Origin of the sequence: Flavobacterium sp. PL12, from assembly GCF_039123485.1 — a bacterium.
Classification (GTDB): domain Bacteria; phylum Bacteroidota; class Bacteroidia; order Flavobacteriales; family Flavobacteriaceae; genus Flavobacterium; species Flavobacterium weaverense.
Map to the genome: position 1 here is coordinate 23,436 of NZ_JBANDI010000011.1, position 24,931 is coordinate 48,366.

20 protein-coding genes are annotated in these 24,931 nt (G+C 32.3%); 11 read left to right on the plus strand and 9 right to left on the minus strand.

The window, feature by feature from the left end; genetic code table 11:
* Window positions 1–375: 375 nt before the first annotated feature.
* The 4 genes from RCH19_RS06790 to RCH19_RS06805 form a co-directional block, all read right to left on the minus strand.
* Entirely contained in the window at window positions 376–1,200 is an 825-nt protein-coding gene (locus RCH19_RS06790; protein WP_343022586.1) for a thymidylate synthase, read from the minus strand.
* A gap of 123 nt (window positions 1,201–1,323) precedes the next feature.
* Window positions 1,324–1,947: a bifunctional nuclease family protein gene (locus RCH19_RS06795; protein WP_121925022.1), complete on the minus strand. Its 624-nt coding sequence runs from the start codon at window positions 1,945–1,947 to the stop codon at window positions 1,324–1,326.
* Between the two features lie 123 nt (window positions 1,948–2,070).
* Window positions 2,071–3,036 (minus strand): electron transfer flavoprotein subunit alpha/FixB family protein, encoded by a 966-nt coding sequence (locus RCH19_RS06800; protein WP_121925113.1) that lies wholly within the window; start codon window positions 3,034–3,036, stop codon window positions 2,071–2,073.
* Between the two features lie 113 nt (window positions 3,037–3,149).
* Window positions 3,150–3,896, minus strand: a complete 747-nt coding sequence (locus RCH19_RS06805; RefSeq protein WP_121925023.1) for an electron transfer flavoprotein subunit beta/FixA family protein — start codon at window positions 3,894–3,896, stop codon at window positions 3,150–3,152.
* Between the two features lie 340 nt (window positions 3,897–4,236).
* On the opposite strand from RCH19_RS06805, the gene RCH19_RS06810 reads away from it, so the two are divergent.
* From RCH19_RS06810 to RCH19_RS06830, 5 genes are all read left to right on the plus strand, one after another.
* Window positions 4,237–5,217: a pyruvate dehydrogenase complex E1 component subunit beta gene (locus tag RCH19_RS06810; RefSeq protein ID WP_121925024.1), complete on the plus strand. Its 981-nt coding sequence runs from the start codon at window positions 4,237–4,239 to the stop codon at window positions 5,215–5,217.
* A 133-nt stretch (window positions 5,218–5,350) separates the two neighbouring features.
* Window positions 5,351–7,837 (plus strand): DUF5686 family protein, encoded by a 2,487-nt coding sequence (locus RCH19_RS06815; RefSeq protein WP_343022587.1) that lies wholly within the window; start codon window positions 5,351–5,353, stop codon window positions 7,835–7,837.
* 115 nt (window positions 7,838–7,952) lie between these two features.
* Entirely contained in the window at window positions 7,953–8,555 is a 603-nt protein-coding gene (locus RCH19_RS06820) for a DNA-3-methyladenine glycosylase 2 family protein (protein ID WP_343022588.1), read from the plus strand.
* Between the two features lie 108 nt (window positions 8,556–8,663).
* Window positions 8,664–9,194, plus strand: coding sequence for an inorganic diphosphatase (locus RCH19_RS06825; RefSeq protein WP_343022589.1), 531 nt, complete (start codon window positions 8,664–8,666; stop codon window positions 9,192–9,194).
* 109 nt (window positions 9,195–9,303) lie between these two features.
* Entirely contained in the window at window positions 9,304–11,661 is a 2,358-nt protein-coding gene (locus RCH19_RS06830; protein ID WP_343022590.1) for a sodium-translocating pyrophosphatase, read from the plus strand.
* Between the two features lie 186 nt (window positions 11,662–11,847).
* Here the strand turns inward: RCH19_RS06830 and RCH19_RS06835 are convergent, their stop codons facing one another.
* Together RCH19_RS06835 and RCH19_RS06840 are read right to left on the minus strand one after the other, a co-directional pair.
* The gene (locus RCH19_RS06835; RefSeq protein WP_121925028.1) at window positions 11,848–12,462 is read right to left on the minus strand and encodes a deoxynucleoside kinase; all 615 of its coding nucleotides are present in this window, start codon (window positions 12,460–12,462) and stop codon (window positions 11,848–11,850) included.
* Window positions 12,462–13,253, minus strand: coding sequence for a hypothetical protein (locus RCH19_RS06840; RefSeq protein WP_343022591.1), 792 nt, complete (start codon window positions 13,251–13,253; stop codon window positions 12,462–12,464). The genes RCH19_RS06835 and RCH19_RS06840 overlap by 1 nt, the downstream gene beginning before the upstream one ends.
* Window positions 13,254–13,367: 114 nt before the next feature.
* On the opposite strand from RCH19_RS06840, the gene RCH19_RS06845 reads away from it, so the two are divergent.
* On the plus strand, window positions 13,368–14,255 hold the full coding sequence (locus RCH19_RS06845) for a GLPGLI family protein (protein ID WP_343022592.1): 888 nt from the start codon (window positions 13,368–13,370) through the stop codon (window positions 14,253–14,255).
* A 7-nt stretch (window positions 14,256–14,262) separates the two neighbouring features.
* Here the strand turns inward: RCH19_RS06845 and RCH19_RS06850 are convergent, their stop codons facing one another.
* Both RCH19_RS06850 and RCH19_RS06855 read right to left on the minus strand, forming a co-directional pair.
* Window positions 14,263–14,943: a response regulator transcription factor gene (locus RCH19_RS06850; RefSeq protein ID WP_343022593.1), complete on the minus strand. Its 681-nt coding sequence runs from the start codon at window positions 14,941–14,943 to the stop codon at window positions 14,263–14,265.
* Complete coding sequence (locus RCH19_RS06855) at window positions 14,936–16,480, minus strand: HAMP domain-containing sensor histidine kinase (RefSeq protein ID WP_343022594.1); 1,545 nt, start codon at window positions 16,478–16,480, stop codon at window positions 14,936–14,938. Before RCH19_RS06855 ends, RCH19_RS06850 begins: the two co-directional genes overlap by 8 nt.
* A 117-nt stretch (window positions 16,481–16,597) precedes the next feature.
* Between RCH19_RS06855 and RCH19_RS06860 the strand changes: the two genes are divergently transcribed.
* The 3 genes from RCH19_RS06860 (at window position 16,598) to RCH19_RS06870 (ending at window position 20,831) form a co-directional block, all read left to right on the plus strand.
* On the plus strand, window positions 16,598–17,440 hold the full coding sequence (locus tag RCH19_RS06860; protein WP_343022595.1) for a GLPGLI family protein: 843 nt from the start codon (window positions 16,598–16,600) through the stop codon (window positions 17,438–17,440).
* A gap of 60 nt (window positions 17,441–17,500) precedes the next feature.
* Window positions 17,501–20,206 carry a carboxypeptidase-like regulatory domain-containing protein gene (locus tag RCH19_RS06865; RefSeq protein ID WP_343022596.1) on the plus strand — a complete coding sequence of 902 codons (2,706 nt, stop codon included), beginning with the start codon at window positions 17,501–17,503 and terminating at the stop codon, window positions 20,204–20,206.
* A gap of 127 nt (window positions 20,207–20,333) precedes the next feature.
* Window positions 20,334–20,831, plus strand: coding sequence for an outer membrane beta-barrel protein (locus RCH19_RS06870; RefSeq protein ID WP_343022640.1), 498 nt, complete (start codon window positions 20,334–20,336; stop codon window positions 20,829–20,831).
* A 193-nt stretch (window positions 20,832–21,024) separates the two neighbouring features.
* Here RCH19_RS06870 and metK read toward each other — a convergent pair whose 3' ends face one another.
* Window positions 21,025–22,275 carry a methionine adenosyltransferase gene (gene metK / locus RCH19_RS06875; RefSeq protein ID WP_121925034.1) on the minus strand — a complete coding sequence of 417 codons (1,251 nt, stop codon included), beginning with the start codon at window positions 22,273–22,275 and terminating at the stop codon, window positions 21,025–21,027.
* Window positions 22,276–22,847: 572 nt separating this feature from the next.
* Between metK and RCH19_RS06880 the strand changes: the two genes are divergently transcribed.
* Together RCH19_RS06880 and RCH19_RS06885 are read left to right on the plus strand one after the other, a co-directional pair.
* Window positions 22,848–24,140, plus strand: a complete 1,293-nt coding sequence (locus RCH19_RS06880) for an O-acetylhomoserine aminocarboxypropyltransferase/cysteine synthase family protein (protein WP_343022597.1) — start codon at window positions 22,848–22,850, stop codon at window positions 24,138–24,140.
* A 318-nt stretch (window positions 24,141–24,458) separates the two neighbouring features.
* Window positions 24,459–24,749, plus strand: coding sequence for a hypothetical protein (locus RCH19_RS06885; RefSeq protein WP_343022598.1), 291 nt, complete (start codon window positions 24,459–24,461; stop codon window positions 24,747–24,749).
* Window positions 24,750–24,931 lie beyond the last annotated feature (182 nt).

Here is a 24,931-nt window from a genome sequence, read left to right on the forward strand (position 1 = left end):
TTGCTTCTAGAATATTTAATTTCAGCGCACTTTTAATTGCTAAAATATTAATTATTAGAAATTATCAAGTTCTAAACAAGAAGAAACTTTAATATTCATAGAATGTAGTGTAGCTTATAATAATATTGAACTAAGATAGGTATTGAAAGGATTTATTATAAACACGAATAAATTAGATATGTTTACTTTAATTTTAAAGTTTTAGTACAAATTTGGTATGTTACTATTGATAAAATCACTTAAGCAAATCCAATAGGGAAAGACTTATTCGAGACCAGTTTGCTGAAATTTAATTAAAAACTTTAAAATTATTTGGCTGAATGATAAGCATTCAGTTATAGTTACGAAATTTTTTTAAGACGTTTTTAAAAGTTACTAAACCGCAACACTCCCTTTAATTAATGGATGTGGGTCATAACCTTCGAGAGTAAAATCTTCGTAATCAAAATCAAAAATATTTTTTATCTTTGGATTTAAGATCATTTTGGGTAATGGTTTTGGATCACGAGACAATTGTAACTCCAGCTGTTCAAAGTGATTGTTGTAAATGTGTGCATCGCCAAAAGTGTGAATGAAAGCACCTGGTTTTAAGTCGCACACTTGAGCAATCATCATCGTAAGCAAGGCATAAGATGCAATGTTGAAAGGAACGCCTAAGAAAATATCGGCGCTTCTTTGATATAACTGACAAGATAACTTGCCATCAGAAACATAAAATTGAAAAAAGGCATGACAAGGTGGTAAGGCTGCTTTATTATTCCCAACATTTTCATCAAAAGACTTTGTAGTATCTGGAAGAACAGAAGGATTCCATGCTGAAACCAGCATTCTTCTACTGTTAGGATTAGTCTTTAACTCTGTAATTAAATCGGAGATTTGATCTATTTCTTCACTATTCCAGTTGCGCCATTGGTGACCATAAACTGGGCCTAAGTCTCCACTAGCATCTGCCCAAGCATCCCAAATTTTAACTCCGTTTTCTTGAAGATATTTAATGTTAGTATCACCTTTTAGAAACCAAAGCAATTCATAGATTATAGATTTAAGATGCAATTTCTTAGTAGTAACCATTGGAAAACCTTCGCTTAAGTCAAAACGCATTTGGTAACCAAAAACACTTTTTGTTCCAGTTCCCGTTCGGTCTCCTTTTTGGCAACCATTATCCATTACATGCTTTACTAAATCTAAATATTGCTTCATTTTATGCTATATAAATGGTGGTAGAAATTATTATGAAATGTCTCTATTTCTTATTAGTAATAATTATTATTTTTTATTTCGAAGAAAATAAAATTAGGAGGCTTTATGAATTACATATAAGAATTATCGCTTCGAAATCTCATCTCTAATTTTTGCTGCTTTCTCATAATCTTCGTGAGAAACTGCCTGATCTAGAAGTTCGTTTAGCTCCTGCAACGTATGTTTAGAATAGGTTTCTCCAGATTGATTACTTTCTTCTTCACGACCAAAAGTCTCTGGGTTAGAAAGGACATCATCTATTTCTTGAGAATCTTTATTACCGTCAGAAGGATTTGTTTTTAAATAAATTCCTGCTTTATCTAATATGTTTTTGTAGGTAAAAATAGGAGCGCTAAAACGCAACGCCAATGCAATTGCATCTGAAGTTCGTGCGTCGATTATTTCTTCTATCTTATCTCTTTCACAAATAATGCTCGAATAAAAAACACCGTCTACTAGTTTGTGAATGATAACTTGTTTTACAATAATGTCAAATCGTTCCGCAAAGTTTTTGAATAAATCATGTGTAAGTGGACGTGGTGGTTTAATTTCTTTTTCTAAAGCGATAGCAATAGATTGAGCTTCAAAAGCGCCAATAACAATTGGTAATTTGCGCTCGCCATCAACCTCATTCAAGATTAATGCGTAAGCTCCATTTTGAGTTTGACTGTAAGAAATTCCTTTTATAGATAATTTAACTAAGCTCATAATTGTTATAGTGGTAGTAACGACATACTTTTATTAAATAATAAGCATAAAAAATGCTATCTAAAGGCAAAGATACAAATATCTTATTTTTAGATAGCATTAAAAATTGTTTTATTCTGAGTGCTAGTTGTGTGCTTTGAAAGCTTTAAATTTCTCAATTAATTGAGGAACGATTTCAAATGCATCGCCAACGATTCCGTAGTCAGCCACTTTAAAGAAAGGAGCTTCTGGATCACTATTGATTACTACTTTTACTTTTGATGAGTTAATTCCAGCAATGTGCTGAATAGCACCTGAAATTCCAATAGCAATATATAAATTAGTAGCAACTGGCTTTCCTGTTTGCCCTACGTGTTCTCCGTGAGGTCTCCAACCTAAATCAGAAACTGGTTTTGAACATGCAGTTGCAGCTCCTAGAACTGATGCTAATTCCTCAACCATTCCCCAGTTTTCAGGACCTTTAAGTCCACGTCCTGCAGAAACTACGATATCAGCGTCAGCAATTGATACTTTACCTGAAACTTTTTCCACTGATTCCACTTTTACACCAAAATCATTTTCTCCAATTGTTGGATTAAAATCTTCTTCAGTTAAAGTAGATGGTGTTTCAAAAATACCATAAGAGTTTTTAGCTAAGCCAAGAACTTTAATATCTGTTGTGATTTCAGTAATATTAAAAGCTTTGTTTGAGAAAGCATTTCTTTTTACTTGAAAAGGTGAAGTTGAAACCGGTAAGCCAACAACGTTAGACGCGTATCCCGCTTCTAAAGCTACTGAAACAAGTGAAGATAAGTACACACTATCTGTTGTAGAAGATAATAATACTAACTTAACATTCTCTTTCACTGCAGCTTGTTTGATTACATCAGCATAAGCTTTTGCAGTAAATCCAGATAGTTTATCATTGTTTACTTTTAAAACTTTATCAACTCCGTACTTTGATAATTCTGAAACATCTCCTGCGTTTACAGTAACTGCTGTTACAGTCGTTCCCAATGTTTCAGCTACTTTTTTTGCATAAGAGGCTAATTCGAAAGCTACTTTCTTGAATTTTCCTTCTGCATATTCTGCATAAATTAATATAGACATAATAATTTTAGATTTTAAGTCCTCACCCCAACCCCTCTCCAAAGGAGAGGGGCTAAAGTTTGGAATGTTTTTTTATTTTTTTATTCCCCTCCTTCGGAGAGGCTAGGGGAGGATTATATCACTTTTGCTTCGTTGTGTAATAAATTGATTAACTCGTCTAAGTTGTCAGCAGCTATCAACTTAACTGCAGATCTTGGAGCTGGTTTTTCAAATTTCATTGCTTTTGTATTAACTGCAGCATCCACTGGCTCTACAATTGTAAGCGCCTTAGATCTTGCTGTCATAATTCCTCTCATGTTCGGGATACGCAAGTCTTTCTCTTCAACTAATCCTTTTTGACCACCAATAATCAAGGGTAATGTAGTGGCAACTGTTTCTTTTCCACCGTCAATTTCACGTACTGCTTTTACATTCGTTCCATCAACAGTTAAACTTGTACAAGAGTTTAGGAAGTTATATCCTAAAATTCCAGCTATCATTCCAGGAACCATTCCGCCATTATAATCTAAAGACTCTTTTCCTGCAATTACAATATCGTAACCACCATTTTTTATAACTTCAGCTAGTTGTTTTGCAACATAAAAACCATCAGCTGGATTTGCGTTTACACGAATTGCTTCGTTTGCGCCTATTGCTAATGCTTTTCTTAATGTAGGTTCCGTCTCTGGTCCACCAACATTTACAACCGTAACTGTTGCGCCTTGTTGTTCTTGAAACCAAATTGCACGTGTAAGACCAAATTCGTCATTTGGATTAATTACATATTGAACACCATTTGTGTCAAATTCAGAATCACCATTGACAAAATTGATTTTTGAAGTAGTATCAGGAACGTGACTGATGCAAACTAATATTTTCATAAGTATATATTTAGTTATTCTTAATTTCTTTTACAAATTTAAAATATTAAATTGAATAATATACTATGCACGCATAATATTTTTTAGTAACTATTACGTTTTCGTACCGTGAAATAGAGCATAATAACTTTTAAGCAATATTTTTAAATAAATGTAGTGAAGAATTACAGCACAGTTACATCTCGAAATAGAGAGTCGTAGCGCACTTTTTCGGCTGGAAAATTCAAAAATAAAATAGTAGCGCAAGTCTTGAATTAATTTAGGGAATTTTATGCATTAAAGTGATTTAAAATAATTATTTTTGCTTTTCGAAAAATTTAGACACATACAACATAATAATATGAGAACGATACAATTTAGAGAGGCTATTTGCGAAGCGATGAGTGAGGAAATGCGTCACGATGAGTCCATATACTTGATGGGTGAAGAAGTTGCTGAATACAATGGTGCTTATAAAGCATCTAAGGGAATGCTAGCTGAATTTGGTGCAAAAAGAGTAATTGATACTCCTATTGCTGAGCTTGGTTTTACCGGTATTGCAGTAGGTTCAGCAATGAATGGTTGTCGTCCAATTGTGGAATACATGACTTTCAACTTCTGTTTAGTTGGAATTGACCAAATTATAAATAATGCTGCGAAAATGCGTCAGATGACTGGTGGGCAATTTAATGTGCCAATCGTTTTTCGTGGACCAACAGCTTCAGCAGGACAATTAGGAGCAACACACTCGCAAGCTTTAGAAAACTGGTTTGCAAATACACCAGGTCTTAAAGTTGTAGTTCCTTCTACTGTTTATGACGCTAAAGGTTTATTAAAAGCAGCTATACGTGATAATGATCCTGTGATTTTCATGGAATCAGAACAAATGTATGGTGACAAAGGAGAAGTTCCAGATGGTGAGTATACAATTCCATTAGGAGTTGCTGATATTAAACGTGAAGGTACAGATGTAACAATTGTTTCTTTTGGAAAAATTATTAAAGAGGCTCATATCGCTGCTGAAGAATTAGCAAAAGAGGGAATTTCTTGTGAGATCATAGATTTAAGAACAGTACGTCCTATGGATTATGAAACGATTTTAACTTCAGTTAAAAAAACAAATCGTTTAGTAGTTCTTGAAGAAGCATGGCCTTTTGCAAGTGTTGCTTCAGAGATTACTTATATCGTACAAGAACGTGCATTTGATTTTCTGGATGCGCCTATTCAACGTATAACAACAGCAGATACTCCAGCGCCTTATTCTCCAGTTTTATTGAAAGAATGGTTGCCTAACTCTGAAGATGTTATAAAAGCAGTTAAAAAAGTAATGTATAAAAAATAATAGTTTTGATTTATTTGATTTTAGTTGAGATTTAACAATTGACATACTAAAATTCGAATAATCAAGTACTGCAATTAACTACCTTTGAAACTTCATCAATTATTTATTTGATGAAGTTTTTTTTTGAATGATTATGAAAAAGAATATTTTATTTCTCGTTGTTTTTTTACTTGTTTCTGCAACTGCTATTTTAGCGCAAACTAAAGTAAGCGGTACTGTTTTAGATAAAATGAATCAGCCCATTCCTTTTGCAAATGTGGTTTTTAAGAATTCTAGTACGGGAATCGTAGCTAACGAGGATGGTGCATTTTATCTTGAATCTCCACAAGCATATACTGTTTTAGTAATTTCATCAGTAGGTTATTCTGAAAAAGAAATTACGTTGCAAAAAGCGATTAATTATAATATGAAGATTCAGTTAAGTGAAGCAGAAACTCTGAATGAAGTGGTAATTTTCACTGGAAAAACTTCAAAGAAAAACAATCCTGCTTTAGATATTCTTCGAAAAATTTGGGAGAAAAAACGAAAGAATGGTTTGTACTTATACAACCAGTACGAAATGGAAAAGTATGAAAAAATAGAATTTGATATGAATTCTATAGATAGTGCTTTTATGAAAAGTAAGCTTTTTAAAGGTATGGAGTTTATTTTCAACCAAATGGATACTTCAAAAGTTACTGGTAAAACCTATTTACCCATTTTTGTAAACGAAGCTTTGTACGACGTTTATGGAGATATGAAAATGAAGAAGCTCAAAGAGAAATTAAAAGCGAGCAAAACATCTGGTTTTAATGGTAATCAACAGATTTTAAATTTTGTAAAAGATTTATATTCTAACTATGATATCTACAATAACTATTTGACATTTTTTGATAAAAGTTTCACTAGTCCGTTGTCAAAAACTGGTATTGATGTTTATAACTATATATTAAGAGACAGTGCTTACATTGATGATAAATGGTGTTACAATATTGTTTTCTATCCAAGAAGAAAAAATGAATTGACCTTCAAAGGAGACTTTTGGGTAAACGATACGACATTTGCTATCAAAAAAATTAATATGGCCGTTACTAAAAGTGCCAATATTAACTGGGTAAAAGACATTTACTTAGAGCAAGAATTTGATGTTGTAAGTGACTCTGTGTTTTTATTGACGAAGGATTATTTAATGTCTGATTTCGCTTTAAATAAAAAAGAGAAATCAAAGGGTGTTTACGGAAAACGAACGACCTACTTTAGAGATCATAAATTCAACATAGAAAAGCCAGTCGCCTTTTATAAGGATGAGGTGAATTATATGGATGCCGACGTATATAATAAATCTAATGAGTATTGGGAAAAAAATCGTTTTGAGAATTTGTCTAAGGATGAGTTAGGCGTTTATAAAATGCTTGATACATTGCAAACAGTTAAAAAATTTAAGCAAATTTATAGCTCAGTCCAAGTACTCGCTAGTGGATTTGTACAATTTGGTAATTTTGATTACGGACCTATATTCTCCACATTTGGTTACAATGAAGTAGAAGGTGCACGATTGCGTGTGGGTGGAAGAACTTATTTTGGTACAAATGATACTTGGAGAGTTCAAGGATATACTGCATATGGATTTAAAGACGATAAATTCAAATATGGATTTTCGGGAAAATGGATGGTTGACAAGAAAAACAGAGTTATACTCTTTGGAGGTAATAGACGTGATATCGAGCAAATAGGCGCTAGTTTAACTACCACTTATGACATCTTAGGCCGAAGTGGCGCATCGTCTTCTGTATTTGCTTCTGGAAACAACGGAAAACTCACTAATATTAATCTAAGTAATGTAGCCGTTGAAATAGAACCAGTTAAGAATTTAACCTTTCAAACCGGATTTTCATATCGTACTTTAGAGTCTGCGTCACCAACTTTTAGTCTTGATTATTTCATTGATGTTGCTAATGGAATTATTAAAAGTGATGTTAAACAGTCAGAGGCTAGTTTGCAAATTGAGTATACACCAAAGAGAAAAACGATTGGATTTGCTGTAGAAAGAGAGAACGTAGATAGTCCTTACAGCCGGTTTTTTATTAATTATAGCCACGGATTTAAGGGATTACTGGATAGTGACTTTCAATACGATAAAGTGCAATTGTACTACAAGCAACCTATTATTATTGGACCATTAGGTCGTTCTAATATTATAATGGAAGTTGGAAAAACTTTTGGAGCTGTTCCTTTAGGATTGATGAGTGTTATACCAGGAAATCAAACTTTTTTCAGCCTAGAAAACACTTTTAGTAATCTTAATTATTATGAATTTATTTCTGATGAATATGCGACTTTGCAATGGAATCACAATTTTGGAGGGCGTCTATTCTCTAGAATTCCATTCATGCGTAAACTAAATTGGAGAGAAATAATTGCTGTAAAAGGTGTTTACGGAACCATATCTGATGAAAACAGAGCTATAAATGCATCTGGATTACTATACAATGCTCCGGATAAAGGGTACTGGGAATACAGTGCGGGTATTGGAAATATTTTTAAATTATTCCGAATCGATTTTTCGTGGAGAGGTAATTATCTTAATACTCCCGACACAAATCGCTTTAGCGTTAAAGGTTCTTTCGGATTTAATTTTTAGCATCAATGAAGAGATTTTTATTTTAAATATTCAAATACTAGATTAAGTGAGATTGCTTCATTCTTATGCTGTAAGGATGAAGCAGCGACTTTTCTTGATAATAGAAAATCAGATTATGAAAGAAGCGTTCGATTATCTCTCAGAAAAAGAAAGCATCTTTAAAGAAATAATTGAGCAACACGGAATTCCTATTATTCCGCAAAGACCTCAGGGATTTGAAACTCTCGTTTTATTAATCTTAGAGCAACAAGTTTCTATTGACTCGGCTAAAGCTACATTCTTAAAAATTAAAGGGAGGTTCGAAAATCTAGTACCAGAAGTTTTAGTGGCTGTTACTGACGAAGATTTTAGATCCTTTGGCGTAAGCCGTCAAAAAACTAGCTATATAAAAGCACTGGCGACTGCAATACTTGATAAACAAATTGATCTCCAAAGTTTACCAAACAAAACACCAAAACAAGTACGAGAAGAACTGATAAAGATAAAAGGTATAGGAAACTGGACCATTGATATTTATTTAATGTTTTGCCTGGAGGAGCCAGATTTACTCCCAATAGGCGATATTGCGGTAGTGAACACTATAAAAGAGTTGCTACATATTCACGATAAGAATGAGATGGAAATTCATTCCTTGCAATGGAGTCCCTATCGTTCCTTTGCAACTTATCTATTATGGCATCACTACTTAAAAAAGAGAAATAGAACAGTAGTTTTCTAATATGTTGGGTTTTAAAAATGATCCAATTTTTAGAGTTAATATTTTTATTGTAAAAAAGCGATAGATTCCTTACTTTTGCACCCATAATTATAGAAAAGAAAAACGAAAATGACTGCAGACAAATTAACAACTTTCGATGTTTTAATCGAAATACCAAGAGGAAGTAGAAATAAATACGAATATGATTTCGAAATAAAAAGAATGCGTTTTGATAGAATGTTGTTCTCTTCAATGATGTATCCAGCTGATTACGGTTTCATTCCTGAGACTTTAGCTTTAGACGGAGATCCATTAGATGTATTAGTTTTAGTAAACGAACCAACTTTTCCTGGATGCGTAATGGAAGTGAAGCCAATTGGTGTTTTCCACATGGCAGATGATAAAGGACCGGATGAAAAAGTAATTTGCGTTCCTGTTTCAGATCCAATTTGGAATTCATTGAATGATTTATCTGATATGAATCCGCATTTATTAAAAGAAATTGAGCACTTTTTCCAAGTGTATAAAGATCTTGAAAATAAAAGGGTAGATGTAGGTGGTTGGGGAGATGTTAAAGAGGCATATTCTATTATTAAAGAATGTACAGACCGTTTTGACCAAATTGAAAACAAGCCAAAAGGATTATTTAGCATCAAATAATTAATCTCATAACTTTATAAAAAAAGCAATACTCCGTTAAGAGTATTGCTTTTTTGTTTATTTTCGTTACGTTACAGTATTGAATTTAACCAAAAACCAAACCAAAGTTATGGATACAATAATGATCTACTTGCCAATTGCTATGGCTTTTATTGGACTGGCATTTATGTTTGCCAAAAGGAAATGGGTTTTAAAACAAGATCCTGGAGATGGTAAGATGAAAGAAATTTCAGATTACATATACGAAGGAGCATTAGCTTTTCTTAAAGCTGAATATCGATTATTAACCTTTTTTGTTATAGGTGCAAGTGCGGTTTTAGCGGGAATTTCCTTTATTGTTCCTACGACTCATATCTTAATCGTTGTTGCTTTTATTTTTGGAGCCTTCTTCTCAGCATTAGCTGGTAATATGGGAATGAAAATAGCAACAAAAACAAATGTTAGAACAACCCAAGCAGCAAGAACAAGTTTACCGCAGGCTTTAAAAGTTTCTTTTGGTGGTGGAACGGTAATGGGCTTAGGTGTTGCCGGTTTAGCAGTTTTAGGACTAACAACTTTCTTTATTTTCTTCTTCCACTTTTTTATGAACGGCGTTTGGACTTCTACTCAAGACATGACAATCGTTTTAGAAACTTTAGCTGGATTTTCTCTTGGTGCTGAATCTATTGCCTTGTTTGCAAGAGTTGGAGGTGGTATTTACACTAAAGCTGCTGATGTTGGCGCTGATTTGGTAGGTAAAGTTGAAGCTGGAATTCCTGAAGATGATCCTAGAAATCCTGCAACAATTGCAGATAACGTAGGAGATAATGTAGGAGATGTAGCTGGAATGGGCGCTGATTTATTTGGTTCTTACGTAGCAACGGTTTTAGCAGCAATGGTCCTAGGAAATTATGTTATAAAAGATATGGGCGGAAATATCCAAGATGCTTTTGGCGGTATTGGTCCTATTTTGTTACCAATGGCGATAGCAGGTTTCGGAATTTTATTTTCTATCATTGGAACTATGTTGGTGAAAATATCAGATGATAATGCTAAAGAAGCACAGGTTCAAAAAGCATTGAATATAGGAAACTGGGTTTCTATAGCATTGACAGCAATTTCTTGCTACGTATTAGTAAAATATATGTTGCCTGAAACTATGAAAATGGATTTCTTTGGGGAAGGAACTAAAGAGATATCATCAATGCGCGTTTTTTATGCAACAATAGTTGGATTAGTAGTTGGCGCTGTTATTTCATCAGTTACTGAATATTACACAGGATTAGGAACAAAACCAGTAATGGCTATTGTGCAAAAATCGTCGACTGGTGCTGGAACTAACGTAATTGCTGGATTGGCAACAGGAATGATCTCAACATTTCCAACTGTTTTATTATTTGCAGCTGCGATTTGGACGTCGTACGCTTGTGCAGGATTTTATGGTGTAGCATTAGCTGCTTCAGCAATGATGGCAACAACTGCTATGCAATTGGCAATTGATGCTTTCGGACCTATATCAGATAATGCTGGTGGAATTGCAGAGATGAGCGAATTACCGAAAGAAGTTCGTACTAGAACTGATATTCTAGATTCTGTTGGAAACACAACAGCTGCCACTGGAAAAGGATTTGCAATTGCTTCGGCGGCATTAACTTCACTAGCTTTATTTGCAGCCTATGTTACATTTACAGGAATCGACGGAATTAATATATTTAAAGCGCCAGTTTTAGCTATGTTATTTGTTGGTGGAATGATACCCGTTGTTTTCTCGGCATTAGCAATGAATTCTGTTGGAAAAGCAGCAATGGATATGGTTTATGAAGTACGTCGTCAGTTTAGAGAGATTCCTGGAATTATGGAAGGAACTGGCAAACCAGAATATGCAAAATGTGTGGATATTTCTACTAAAGCGGCATTGCGTGAAATGATGTTACCAGGTGTTCTAACTATTGGTTTTCCAATCGCAATTGTTCTCCTTGGTAAAATAGTTTACGCAGATAATAATCAATTGATCGCAGAAATGTTAGGAGGTTATATGGCTGGAGTTACTGTTTCTGGAGTCCTTTGGGCTGTTTTCCAAAATAATGCAGGTGGTGCTTGGGATAATGCTAAGAAATCTTTTGAAGCTGGAGTAATGATTAATGGCGAAATGACTTTTAAAGGTTCTGATGCACACAAAGCTGCAGTAACTGGTGACACTGTTGGAGATCCATTTAAAGATACTTCTGGGCCATCAATGAATATCTTGATTAAACTAACTTGCTTAATAGGTTTAGTTATCGCTCCAATTTTAGGTGATGGAAGTGAAGCAGTTGTGAAAAGAGTGCAGCAAACCGAAATAAGTTCTAAAGAAGTAGCTATCGAAAAATCTAATATTGATGGAAAAGTGACAGCAACCGTTACCACTACAATTAACGGCAAACAAGATATTCAAAATTTTGAAGGGACAGATGCTGAAGTTCAAGCAAAAATTGATGCTTTGAGATAAAGTATTAGTAACTTTTGACAAACTCCCAAATAGACTTAAACCTTTGTCAAAGTTTAAAACTTTGACAAAGGTTTAAATTAAAATGCCTCACTTTAGAAATTAAGAGTGAGGCATTTTTTATATTTAGTAGTTCTAGATAATTATATTTCTTCTCCCTCTCCTTCGGAGAGGGCCGGGGAGAGGATTCTAAAACAATCCGTTTATCTCTGCGTCAATTCTATTAATAATGTTTCCCAAATCTTCTTGACTGTCAACAAAATTGATGTTGTCTACGTCTATAATTAGTAGTTTTCCTTTATCATATGTTTGAATCCAACCTTCATAACGTTCGTTTAAACGGCTTAAATAATCAATTGAAATTGAGTTTTCATACTCTCGTCCTCTTTTATGGATTTGCCCCACTAGATTAGGAATAGAACTTCTTAAATAAATCAATAAATCAGGTGCTTTAACAGTTGATTCCATTAATTCAAAAAGTGATGAGTAATTTTGAAAATCGCGATTCGTCATCAAGCCCATAGCGTAAAGATTAGGGGCAAAAATATGTGCATCCTCGTAAATAGTTCGATCTTGAATAATCTTTTTACCACTTTCACGTATCTGCATCACCTGACGAAAACGGCTATTCAAAAAGTAAATCTGTAAATTAAATGACCAACGTTCCATTTGGTGATAAAAATCATCCAAGTAAGGATTGTCAACAACATCTTCAAAATGTGGTTCCCATTTAAAATGTTTTGCTAATAAACGAGTTAATGTTGTTTTTCCAGAACCTATATTTCCTGCTATCGCTATGTGCATTATGGTATTATGATTTTATAATTTGTAATTCCTTCTGATGTAAAAATAGATAAAATTTGGTCCTTGTAATAGAATTTTTCAAAGGATTTTTGCGAAAACTTTATTTCATAACTTTTATTCTTTTCCAAATCTTTAAGAATTAAAATCCCTGATTCAGAATAGATAAATTGACTTTTACTAATAATTTGAATTTGATCAAATTCAGTAACATTTACTCTAAAATTTACAGCGCCAAAAATATCTGAAGTGTACCAATTATTTTTTGAGTCGATCCAAGAAAAGAAATTAAAGTCTGAAGTATATTGCTTTATCGTTTCAGAAAATGGAACGCTAATAGTTTTAGACTCATTCTTTAAATAATCGTATAAACCCAATTGTTGATTCATGCTATTGTAAAGCCACAAATTATTTTGTGAAGATAAACCAATGGCAGATACAACTATTGGAAGAGTAAAGTCGGAAAAATTTATTTTTTGAATTTCGTTGAGTTGATTGTCAAGTACAATTATCGTATTGAAATCACTGTAAAATAATATAATTTTAAGCGGATTTTGAAGATCAACTTTAGTGATTTTACCAAGAGAAACATTCTTATATTCCAAATTGGTATTCATACCAACTTTAGAAAAAACATTATTTGTAATACTATAATAAAATCCGAACGCATCGTATCCAAGGAATTCATCGCCCTCAAATTTAAAACTGTTAATTTCTGTAGCTGTCAAATTTATATTCTGACTTGAAACGACTGAAAAAGAGGTGATAAGGAATAAGAGGAACAATTTTTTCATAAAAGCGAATTTACAATTAAACCTTAAAGAATAAGGATTGTCTTATTACTAATTTAACAAATTTATTGTAACGAATGCTGTATTTTTATGTCCTACTTACTAAAATCTAAAACTATGTATAAAATAATTTTCACATTAGCAGTAATTGTTTTTTCTGCTGTAGAAATTAAAGCTCAGGAATTTCAAGGAATGGCAGTTTACGAATCTAAAACTAGTACTTCGGATTTTAGTAAAAGAATGGAGGGAAACAAGAATGTGACTCCAGATATGCAAAAAATGATTGAGGATAGAATGAAGAAAATGTTTGAAAAGACATTCATTCTTAATTTTGATAAATCAGCTTCTATCTACAAAGAAGAGGAAAAGCTAGAAGCGGGTGGACAAAGTGGTGCAGGAATGAGAATGATAATGTCAATGACTGGTGGCGGCGGAACTTTCTATAAAAATGTTAAGGAGAAATCTTATACGGTTGATAAAGAGTTTATGGGCAAAGAGTTTTTAGTAAAAGATTCATTACCTAATCTTCAATGGAAAATGGAAGGTGAAACAAGAATTATTGGCGGTTACAATTGTTTCAAAGCGACAGCTGTTCGTGAAGCAAGTAAAACTGACTTTAGAAATTTCACACCTAAAAAAGAGGATGCAAATGCAAAACCCGCAGATGCGACAAAGAAAACAAGTCTTTTAGAAGAATTAGACATGCCTAAAGAAACAGTAATTACTGCTTGGTACACTCCAGAGATTCCTGTCAATCAAGGCCCAGAAAATTATTGGGGTTTGCCAGGATTGATTTTGGAGGTAAACGATGGTAAGACTGTGATTCTCTGTTCAAAAGTGGTTCTAAATCCAAAAGTAAAAACGGTTATAAAAGCTTCGACGAAAGGGAAAGTAGTTGCGCAGAAAGAATTTGATGATACGGTTTTTAAAAAGATGGAAGAATTTAGAGATATGAATCAAGGTCGCGGAAACGGCGGTGGAATACCTGCGAGATTTGGAGGGTAACCTTAAATTAACAAATTAATTTACAGCCTTGGCCACGAACATTAATAATTTGAATGTTGGGGTCAAGGCTTAATTTTTTTCTCAACTTTGTAATGAAAACATCCATACTTCTACCAGTAAAAAAATCATCATTCCCCCAAATTTTATTTAATATTAAAGAACGGTTAACTATTTTGTTTTTATTTTCAGATAGTAACTCTAATAGGACAGCTTCGCGATGGGTTAATGAGATTATTGCTGCAGAACATTGTAAGGTTTGTTTAGTAAGATTAAAAAAATAGTTGCCAATTACAATGTTTTGGTTGGTTTCAAGATTAATTTTTCGCCCAAGAAGAGAGTGGATTCTAACAATCAGTTCTTCCATACTAAAAGGTTTTTTTAAGTAGTCATTGCCACCAAAATTAAATCCATCAACCACATCTTGGGTTTGTGATTTAGCAGTGAGAAAAATTATAGGAATCTTATTATCTAATTTCCGAATATCTTTTGCTACTGAAAATCCATCTTTCTTTGGCATCATGACGTCTAAAACTATTAGCTCTATTTTTTCATTTTTAAAAGCATCAAAAGCTTCTTCGCCGTCTTTACAGAGAATAACCTCAAAATTTCTAGTTTCTAAACTTTCCTTAACGATTTGTGCTAAGGCGGGTTCGTCTTCGGCTAGTATTATTCTTGTTTTTTTAGACATTCGAGAGAGTAATTTTAAAAATGTTTTTTGAATTCACGATTAGCTCAAGTGTTCCTTGATGTTTTTCTATAATTTTTTGCGAATAGTATAACCCTATTCCAAAGCCTTTCACATCATGGATATTGCCTTTTGGAATTCTATAAAACTTTTCGAAAATCTTTTCACGTTGATTTCTATCAATCTCAATTCCGTTGTCTTGTACTGTTATTTCTACCCTTTTTTGGTCTAATTTCAATGCAACTTCGATTTGACTTCCACCATATTTAAGAGCATTATCAATTAGATTTGAAATTGCATTTTCAAGATGAAATGCATCCACATTCAAAATTAGTTCTTCAGACTGTGAAAGAAAAGAAATGGTTTTGGTAGCGGTATTTAATAGGTGTTTCTCAATATTTTTTTCTAGTAATTGAACGATATCCATCGGTTCTTTGTTTATTGTAAGATTGTCAGATTCTAAGGATGCAGTTTCCAAAAGTTTCTCGACCATGTTGGCTAACTTGCCCAATTGCTGGCTTGCTATGCCTAAGTAACGATCAGTTTTTTTTGGATCATTGTTGGAATTAAAATTCTTAATTCCATCTATCGCTGAAGAAATAGTGGTAATAGGCGTTTTGAACTCGTGGGTAATGTTGCTAATTAAATCGTTTTTAATCTCATCAATCTTTTTTTGACGGTGTATAATTTTTAAAAGATAAAATAAACATGCAATAATAGAAAGCGATAACAGTAATGAAAGAAGTATTTCAATCATGCTTCTTTTTACAAGTAATTCTACAGGTTCAGAAAATGAAATTTTCAATTGTTCATTAACGGGAAGATAAGTTGAATTTGAAAAAGCAGAAAGTTTTAATTCAGACGATTTGACTGATGTGTCTTTTTCAAATTTGTCAAAAAGAGTATCTCTTTTAAAATGTTCTATAGTATAATTAACAACAATTTTTTTTCGAGAAAGTTCTTTATTTAAAGCTTTATTTAATTTCTTAAAAGAAATAGAGTCTTTAACCATAGATACTACAATTCTACTTCTAGAATCGCTTATTTTTAAGATGCTATCTGTTGCACTTTTTCCTTTTAGTACCACTACAGAGGAATTCCTCCTGGATATAGGTTTAACAGTAGCAATTGTTTTTTTGTTATTTCCTTTTTGTTTTTCAATGATTTTCGAATCTAATTTTATAGATTTAGTTGCTTCTGAATGAGAAATTATTTTCGGTTTGACGGATCCAAATTTTGAAAGTTTAAGCTGGTCTCTTTTTGCTTTATAGTTTTTAAAAACCGTATCAAGTTTTAAGTCATCCATAAATTGCTCATCAGAAACTGAATCATCTCGGTTCACAAAACCGATATAATTTTCTTTTGATTCTTCGATATAATAAAATTCACTACTATTATCAAAAGCAATTTGTACATCATTAATCAATCTTTGCTTATTTTCCTTGTAATTTTTAATATTCCAATGTACCTGTAAGCCTATGGTTGCTAAAATGGTAATGCTTATAAAAATAATAATTGAGGCATAGTTTTTTACTTTCATTTTTCAAATATAAGGACTAAATGGTTTTAAATGTAGCCATTAACAATCGTTAACTTTGCTTAACTAACATTGTAGTTATTTACTACGTAATTTGTCAAGTAACTTAAAAACAAAAAAATGAAAAATTTATTCAAGTTAATTTATTTAACTGTAATTTTTATCAATGTGAATTTGATTACTGCTCAAGATTTTAATGGTGTAGCGGTTTATCAATCTAAAATCAAATTAGAGGAGAATGACGGTGAGTTTAAATCGTCTGGTAATGCTGAGTTTGATAAAGTATTTCAAGATGAATTGAAAAAAATTTCACAAAAAACCTATTCGTTAAGTTTTAATAAGTTTGAATCTGTATTTGAGGAAGATAAAAAGCTTGAGCCAATTGGGAAGAGTGATAGCGGGATGACTATTTCTATTTCAGGAAATGGAAAAAAGTATATGAATAGGAAGGTAAAAAAACAAATTTTCGAAGGGGAGATTTTTGACAAGGAATATCTTATCACGGATGAATTAAAAAATTGGGATTGGGAGTTAAAAGGAGAAACTAAAAAAATTGGCGAATACTTTTGCTATAAGGCAATGACTATAATTAAAGTTTCTAATGCTCAAAAAAAAGAGTATAAAGATTATTTAAAAAATAAACTTAAACAGAGAACTAACTTATTTGAAATGAACGAGCCCAAAGATCAAATTATTACTGCTTGGTACACATTAGAAATCCCAGTTAATCATGGGCCATATAAATATTCAGGCCTGCCAGGTTTAATTTTGGAATTAAATGATGGAGAAGTAATATTTCTATGTAATAAAGTGGTTTTAAATAGTGAGGATAAAGTGAAAATTAAAGCGCCAACTAAAGGTAAAGTTTTAACTCAAAAAGAATTCGATATAGAAGAAAAAATGAAAATGGACAGCATGAAAGATAAGGATGGCAATATCATTTTTAGAACCTTTACAAATTAGTCGTTTTGTAACGAGTTAAGCCTTTTAATGACTAACATGTAACACTTAGTAATCAACTCAATGAAAACAGCAATACTTCTATTTTTATCATTATTAATTACCTCGATTTCGTTTTCACAATCGATCAAATTTGAGGGCTTAATCACTGATTCGAATGCAAATGGTTTAGAAATGGCTAATGTAATGGCAGTCAATAAAGTCACAAAAGCGATGGACTCTTATGCTATTACAAATGATAAAGGTAAGTTTCTTCTCAATTTGAAGCCAAATACAGCATACAGCTTGAAGATTAGTTATTTAGGAATGCAAAATAAAGAACTAGATGTTACTACTGCTACCGAAAATATAATTAAAAATATTGCTCTAGAGGAAGGTGGAATTGAACTGGAGGGTGTCGAAATTGTTCGTGAAATGCCAGTTTCAATAAAAGGAGATACTATTGTTTATAATGCCGATTCCTTCAAATCTGGAACCGAAAGAAAGCTAGAAGATATTCTAAAAAAGCTACCTGGTGTTGAGGTAAATGCAGACGGTGAGATAGAAGTAGAAGGAAAAAGAGTTACTAAATTGATGGTGGAAGGAAAGGATTTTTTTGACGGTGATACTAAGTTAGGAGTAAAAAACATTCCGGCTGATGCTATCGACAAAATTCAAGTTTTAAGGAATTATAGCGAAGTAGGAGCGTTGAAAGGAGTTGAGAATAATCAAGACAACCTAGCTATGAATATTAAACTAAAGTCGGGAAAGAAAAATTTCTGGTTTGGTGATGTTACTGCAGGCGTAGGTGTAGCTCAAAAACAAAGTCGTTATTTAATCAATCCAAAGCTATTTTATTACAGTCCAAAATATAGTATCAATGTTTTAAGTAATATTAATAATATTGGGGAATTGCCTTTGACGGTTCAAGATTATTTTAAATTTACTGGTGGTTTTAGAGGTGTTGCACAAAAGGGAGGTTCAAGTTTTAATGTTTCTTCAAATGATTTAGGAATTTCTCTTTTAAGAAATAATCGTGCTAAAGACATTGAAACTAAATTTGGAGCTACTAACTTCTCTTTTAATGTTAATAAAGCGTGGTCGCTGAGCGGCTTTGGGATACTTTCATCAGCACTAACAGAGTTGGAAACCAAATCACAGACCAATATTTTACAGCCTAAATCTTCTGATGTTTTATCAACTGAAAATCGGGAGGAGAACGTAAATCAAAAAAGCAATTTAGGTTTATTCAAATTAAGCTCTACTTACAAACCCAATGTTCGTTTTCAATTTGATTACGATGTTTTAACTAAGTTGTCTAAGCAAGACGAAAATAATTCGTTAATAAGAGAATCTATTGTAGGTGGTAATTCTGCTACTGAAAATATTAGTACCGTAAAAAAGCAAGACCCAATTTCAGTCAATCAAAACTTGAGTTTGTATTATACGCAGAGTGATAAAAGTATTTTTGCATTCGAAATGCAGCATTTATATCAAGATGAAAATCCTTTTTATAATGCCAATTTAAAATCGCAGCCCTTCAACTTGACTGATTATATTTCCGGTCAAAATAGAAATGATATCAATCAAAATCGTTTTGTGAAAACGAACAAAATTGATGCTAAATTAGATTACTATTATATGCTTACTAATAAAAGTAATATAAATCTAACCCTTGGAAATACCTATTCTAATCAAAATTTTAATTCTAGTATTTATCAAATCTTAGACAATCAAAACAGAAATGATTTAAATGATAATTCTAATAAAAATGATGTAAATTATAACTTCAATGATAGTTTTATAGGCTTGCATTACAAAATTTTGACAGGTAAATTTACTTTTACTCCTGGAGTTAGCATGCATAGTTACAACATGAGTAATGAGCAATTAGGCACTAGCAACAGTCAAAATTTCTTTAGAGCCTTACCAGATTTTTTGGCTATTTACCAAATCAAAAAGGCAGAGACATTAACTTATAACTTTTCTTACTCCAATACTTTTACCGATATTAATCAGTTAACTGAAGGATATGTTTTTTCAAATTACAACAGTTTAATGAAAGGAAATCGCTTGTTAGAAAATGCAACTTCGCAGGTTCACTCGCTGCGTTATTTTAAATATAACATGTTTAATTTCGAAAACATTACAGCATTTGCTACTTATTCGAAAAGAATCGATGCTATAAAAACTAGAGCTATTTTTAACGGAGTGAATCAAACATCGTCTCCTTTCAATTCTGATTTTGCTGATGAAACGATTCTTGGTAATGGTTCATATGGTAGGTCATTTTTAAAGAATTACAAAGCATCTCTAAGCGCTAATTTGAATTGGTCTAAGTTTAATAATATTCAAAACAATCAGATATCAACAAAAGAAAGTTTCACTCAGAGTTATACTTTTAAAGCTTCTACGAATTATAAAAACATGCCTAATATCGAATTAGGATACAATCTTGTTAAAAACGATTACAATAACAGCACTTTTTACACCGAAAGGCCATTTGCTAAACTAGATTATTTCTTTTTGAAAAGCTTTTCATTTGTAACTGAATATGAGTTCTACCATTATTACAACAATAGTAAAAGCGTAAATTATGAATATGATTTCTTGACGGCAAGTCTAATCTATCAAAAGAAAGGCGGAAAGATGGAATATAAAGTTAGTGGAACAAACTTATTAAATACTACTTCTTTGAACGATGATAACTTTAGTCAATTTGCAACAAGAACATCACAATATTCCGTTCAGCCTAGATACGTACTGTTTTCTTTGAAATACAACATATAATCGCTGCCGTAATACTTTTTTTACTTTTAATACGTTTATTTATTAGATAAATACTACTTTTGCACCATAAATTCCGAAGTAGGAGAAATAACATTATTTTTAACTTAAAATTTTTATTATAAAAAAAATCGCTCTTTTATTAGCTGTATGCGCTTTTAGTTTTGCAAATGCTCAAGCTCCTTTGGAAGAAGGAGGAATTCAATTAAACGCTGGAGTTGGAACATCTGGATGGGGAACACCTGTTTATGTAGGTCTTGATTTTGGTATTGCTAAAAACTGGACTTTAGGTGGAGAATTATCTTACCAGTCTTACAATCAAACTTATGCGTCTACAAGAATAAAAAGTTCTATTTTAGGAGTTCAAGCAAATGGAAATTACCATTTTAATGAAGTATTAAATATTCCTAGTGAATGGGATTTTTACGCTGGAGCTAATTTAAATTATTACAGCTGGAATACAAAATCGAATGGTAATTCATTCAATTACGATGATGAAGATAACTTTGGTTTAGGATTACAAGTTGGTGGTCGTTATTTCTTTAGTGACAATTTTGGTTTAAACCTTCAAGTTGGTGGCGGTAATGTTGTAAGTGGTGCAAAAATCGGAATCACTTATAAGTTTTAATTACAAACTTAAATACTATATAAAAGCCGTCATTTCTTAATTGAAATGGCGGCTTTTTCATTTTATATAACTGACGAATGATTGGAGGATAAATTTTTTGTTTTTGATTTGGATCCAAAAAAAAACCGCAATCCAAATGGAGTGCGGTTTTATTTTTCCTTTCTTCGAAAAAATCAAAAGTAAAAATGATTAATTATAGACCGAACGCAGCTTTAATTTTATCTACGAAATCTAATTTTTCCCAAGTAAATAATTCAACAGTAACTGTCTTTGTTAAACCACCTGGAGCAGAAAACGTTTTTGTAACTGTTTCTGGTGTGCGACCCATGTGACCATAAGCAGCAGTCTCACTATAGATTGGATTTCTTAATTTTAATCTTTGCTCAATAAAGTACGGACGCATATCAAAGATAGCCTCTACTTTCTTAGCAATCTCACCGTTAGTTAGGTCAACTTTTGAAGTTCCATAAGTATCTATAAAAATACCCATTGGTTTAGCTACACCAATTGCATAAGAAACTTGTACTAAAATCTCATCAGCAATACCTGCAGCCACTAAGTTTTTAGCGATATGACGTGTAGCATAAGCTGCACTTCTGTCAACTTTACTTGGATCTTTTCCTGAAAACGCACCACCACCGTGAGCACCTTTTCCTCCATAAGTATCAACAATAATTTTTCTACCTGTAAGTCCAGTATCTCCATGAGGTCCACCTATTACAAATTTCCCTGTTGGATTAATATGATACTGAATTTTATCATTAAATAAATGAGCGTGAGCTGGATTTTTTGCTATAATTCTAGGAATTAATATTTCAACAATATCTTTTTTAATTTTAGCAAGCATTGTAGCTTCTTCATCAAAATCATCATGTTGCGTAGAAATTACAATAGCATCAATACGAGTAGGTTTATTATCGTCGCTATATTCTAAAGTCACTTGTGATTTTGCATCAGGACGCAAATAAGTGATTTCATTATTTTCACGTCTTAGTATGGCTAATTCTTGCAATAATTTGTGAGATAAATCTAGTGCTAATGGCATGTAATTATCTGTTTCATTAGTGGCATAACCAAACATCATTCCTTGATCACCTGCACCTTGCTCTTCAGGATTTGCTCTGTCTACACCTTGATTAATATCAGCAGATTGCTCATGAATAGCTGAAAGAATGCCGCATGAATTAGCTTCAAACATGTATTCACTTTTTGTGTAACCAATTTTTCTGATTACTTCACGAGCTATATGTTGTACGTCTAGATAAGTATTTGATTTTACTTCGCCAGCCAAAATAACTTGACCAGTAGTTACAAGAGTTTCGCAAGCTACTTTTGAATCAGCATCAAATGCTAAAAAGTTATCGATTAGTGCGTCTGAAATTTGATCTGCAATTTTGTCTGGATGTCCTTCGCTTACAGATTCTGACGTAAATAAATAGGCCATAATATTATTATTTTAAATTAAACGAGAAAAAATAATTGCTGAAAAGGACTAAAGGAGAGTTTCTGCTTTAGCATTTTTTCTACTGAAAATTTTTCAGCATCCACAATGAATTGGTTTCATTATGAAGAGGTTGCAATCAGTTCAAATTTTTCCTCTGTATTCGAGTGCAAATGTATGAAACCATTTTGAATTGTAAATTATACTTTTGTTTTTTTAATTTAATTTAAGAAAGTTTAACAAATCCTACTAATTCTATAGGGATATTATTTTTTTACATTTTTATTTGGTTAATTCAAAAATAGGTTGCAGATTTGCAGTATTAAATATTAAAAATATGAATTTAATTGCTATCAATATGTGTTTTATGATGCCGGAGTATTCCGCAGAGTGCACTATTGTATAATTTTAAATTTTAAAATATATAATTAGAACCTCTGCTAAAAGCAGGGGTTTTTTTTTGGAAATAAGATTAATGACAGTTTAAAACTGGAACTGCTTTAAAAATTTAAAATCAATTATTTAAAATCAACTATTAATAAAAATACCAACTACACTATTAAAATCTAAAAATTATGAGCACACAAAAATTTGAAACAAATGCATTACACGCAGGACATGACGTAACAAAAACAGCAGGAACAAGAGCAGTTCCTATTTATCAAACAAGCTCTTACGTATTTAACAACTCAGAGCACGCAGCTAAAGTTTTCGGTCTTGAAGAGCCAGGATTTATATACACGAGATTAAATAATCCAACTAACGATATTCTAGAACAGCGATTAGCAGTTTTAGAAGGTGGAATTGGAGCAGTGGTTACAGCTTCAGGAACTGCAGCAATTACTACGGCGCTACTAGTATTGCTGAAAGCTGGCGATCACATTGTAGCATCTAACAGTTTATACGGAGGAACGTTTAATTTATTTAATGTTACCCTTCCACGTTTAGGTATTACAACCACTTTTGTAGATCCATCTGATACTGAAAATTTTAAAAATGCAGTTCAAGAAAATACCAGAGCATTTTTTGTAGAATCTTTGGGTAATCCAAAGTTAGACGTCCTCGATTTGAAAGCCATTTCAGATGAAGCTAAAGCGGCGAAGGTTCCTTTTATAGTGGACAATACTGTCGCTTCTCCTTATTTATTGAATCCAATTCACCATGGTGCTGATATTGTGATTCACTCGTTAACAAAATATATCACAGGAAATGGAACTTCCTTAGGTGGAGTGATCATTGATGCAGGAAACTTTGATTGGACTAATGGTAAATTTCCTGAATTCACAGAGCCTTCTGCTGGTTACCACGGTTTAGTGTATCACGAGGCTTTAGGTAGAGCGGCTTTTATAGCCAAGGTGAGAATTGAAGGCTTGCGAGATTTTGGAGCAGCCTTAAGCCCTTTTAATGCTTTTCAAATAATTCAAGGTTTAGAAACTTTGCCAATTAGAATTCAAAGACATAGCGAAAATGCTTTGGCTTTAGCCGAATGGTTAGAAAGTCACGAAGAGGTTGCTTGGGTAAATTACCCTGGATTGATGTCTAGTAAGTATTATGATTTAGGGCAGAAATATTTACCTAAAGGTCAAAGTGGAGTAGTAACTTTTGGTTTAAAAGGTGGCTTTGAAGCAGCTAAAAAAGTAGCGGATGAAACTAAAGTATTCTCACTTCTAGCTAACATTGGCGATACAAAATCTTTAATAATACATCCGGCAAGTACAACGCACCAACAATTATCAGCAACGGAGCAAATTGCTGCAGGAGTTCCAAATGACTTAATTAGATTATCTGTTGGTTTAGAAGATATTCAAGATCTAATTCAAGACCTAAAACAAGTATTTGAAAATATAAAACAGGCTCAGCTAGTTTAAAGAGAAACCTGTTTTTCTTTGAATGTTTAAATTTTAAATGAAGGACTTCTGTAAATTCAGAAGTCTTTTTTTATATGATTGATGAGTTATATAAGAGAAAATATTTGACTTGTCAACATCGAAATATAATTCCCTACGAAAGCAATAAAATTGGTAAGAAATTATATAAGTTTTAAAACTAATTGTGTAACCTTTTTAGCAAAAGATTAAACTAAATTTGCTGAACAAGAAAAAAGAGCGAATAACTATCTTGTTAGCTTCTCTTTTTGATTATAACGTAATGTGGGTATTTATAAATAATTAAACTAAAATTTTATTATGGAATCAAAAGAATTATTGGATACAATGGAAAATTCGACCAAAGTGAATAATAGAATTGGAGATCACAAATGGGATAAATATCTAGATGATTATTTTAACTATTTTAAAGAATATAAAAAGCATTACAATAAATCAGTTGAAGGAAATAGTAAGTCACTATCAATATATCCTTATATGCAGCAAAAATGGGAGTCTCTGAAAAGAAGAATCAGTAGAGCGCATAAGTATAATCGCTTAAATGATAAACAAATTGAAAGGCTGATTGTTATGAAAATTAAGGAATATTAATTTAAAGTTATTAATCCGTTAAATCCGTTAATCACATTAGGAGAATGCGAAAATAATTTCGATATTTGAGTAAATAAAAAATAAACATGGAATTTAAAATTAGTAATACGTTTATGGTCGGTCAGGATAAATCCTGAGGGTAGTTTATTGCGTAATTTTAAATCGAAATTATAATAAATAAG

Excerpts from the sequence above, each read along its gene's own strand:
- RCH19_RS06790 (WP_343022586.1), bottom strand. The coding sequence starts at position 1,200 with ATGAAGCAATATTTAGATTTAGTAAAGCATGTAATGGATAATGGTTGC.
- RCH19_RS06795 (WP_121925022.1), bottom strand. The coding sequence starts at position 1,947 with ATGAGCTTAGTTAAATTATCTATAAAAGGAATTTCTTACAGTCAAACT.
- RCH19_RS06800 (WP_121925113.1), bottom strand. The coding sequence starts at position 3,036 with ATGTCTATATTAATTTATGCAGAATATGCAGAAGGAAAATTCAAGAAA.
- RCH19_RS06805 (WP_121925023.1), bottom strand. The coding sequence starts at position 3,896 with ATGAAAATATTAGTTTGCATCAGTCACGTTCCTGATACTACTTCAAAA.
- RCH19_RS06810 (WP_121925024.1), top strand. The coding sequence starts at position 4,237 with ATGAGAACGATACAATTTAGAGAGGCTATTTGCGAAGCGATGAGTGAG.
- RCH19_RS06815 (WP_343022587.1), top strand. The coding sequence starts at position 5,351 with ATGAAAAAGAATATTTTATTTCTCGTTGTTTTTTTACTTGTTTCTGCA.
- RCH19_RS06820 (WP_343022588.1), top strand. The coding sequence starts at position 7,953 with ATGAAAGAAGCGTTCGATTATCTCTCAGAAAAAGAAAGCATCTTTAAA.
- RCH19_RS06825 (WP_343022589.1), top strand. The coding sequence starts at position 8,664 with ATGACTGCAGACAAATTAACAACTTTCGATGTTTTAATCGAAATACCA.
- RCH19_RS06830 (WP_343022590.1), top strand. The coding sequence starts at position 9,304 with ATGGATACAATAATGATCTACTTGCCAATTGCTATGGCTTTTATTGGA.
- RCH19_RS06835 (WP_121925028.1), bottom strand. The coding sequence starts at position 12,462 with ATGCACATAGCGATAGCAGGAAATATAGGTTCTGGAAAAACAACATTA.
- RCH19_RS06840 (WP_343022591.1), bottom strand. The coding sequence starts at position 13,253 with ATGAAAAAATTGTTCCTCTTATTCCTTATCACCTCTTTTTCAGTCGTT.
- RCH19_RS06845 (WP_343022592.1), top strand. The coding sequence starts at position 13,368 with ATGTATAAAATAATTTTCACATTAGCAGTAATTGTTTTTTCTGCTGTA.
- RCH19_RS06850 (WP_343022593.1), bottom strand. The coding sequence starts at position 14,943 with ATGTCTAAAAAAACAAGAATAATACTAGCCGAAGACGAACCCGCCTTA.
- RCH19_RS06855 (WP_343022594.1), bottom strand. The coding sequence starts at position 16,480 with ATGAAAGTAAAAAACTATGCCTCAATTATTATTTTTATAAGCATTACC.
- RCH19_RS06860 (WP_343022595.1), top strand. The coding sequence starts at position 16,598 with ATGAAAAATTTATTCAAGTTAATTTATTTAACTGTAATTTTTATCAAT.
- RCH19_RS06865 (WP_343022596.1), top strand. The coding sequence starts at position 17,501 with ATGAAAACAGCAATACTTCTATTTTTATCATTATTAATTACCTCGATT.
- metK (WP_121925034.1), bottom strand. The coding sequence starts at position 22,275 with ATGGCCTATTTATTTACGTCAGAATCTGTAAGCGAAGGACATCCAGAC.
- RCH19_RS06880 (WP_343022597.1), top strand. The coding sequence starts at position 22,848 with ATGAGCACACAAAAATTTGAAACAAATGCATTACACGCAGGACATGAC.
- RCH19_RS06885 (WP_343022598.1), top strand. The coding sequence starts at position 24,459 with ATGGAATCAAAAGAATTATTGGATACAATGGAAAATTCGACCAAAGTG.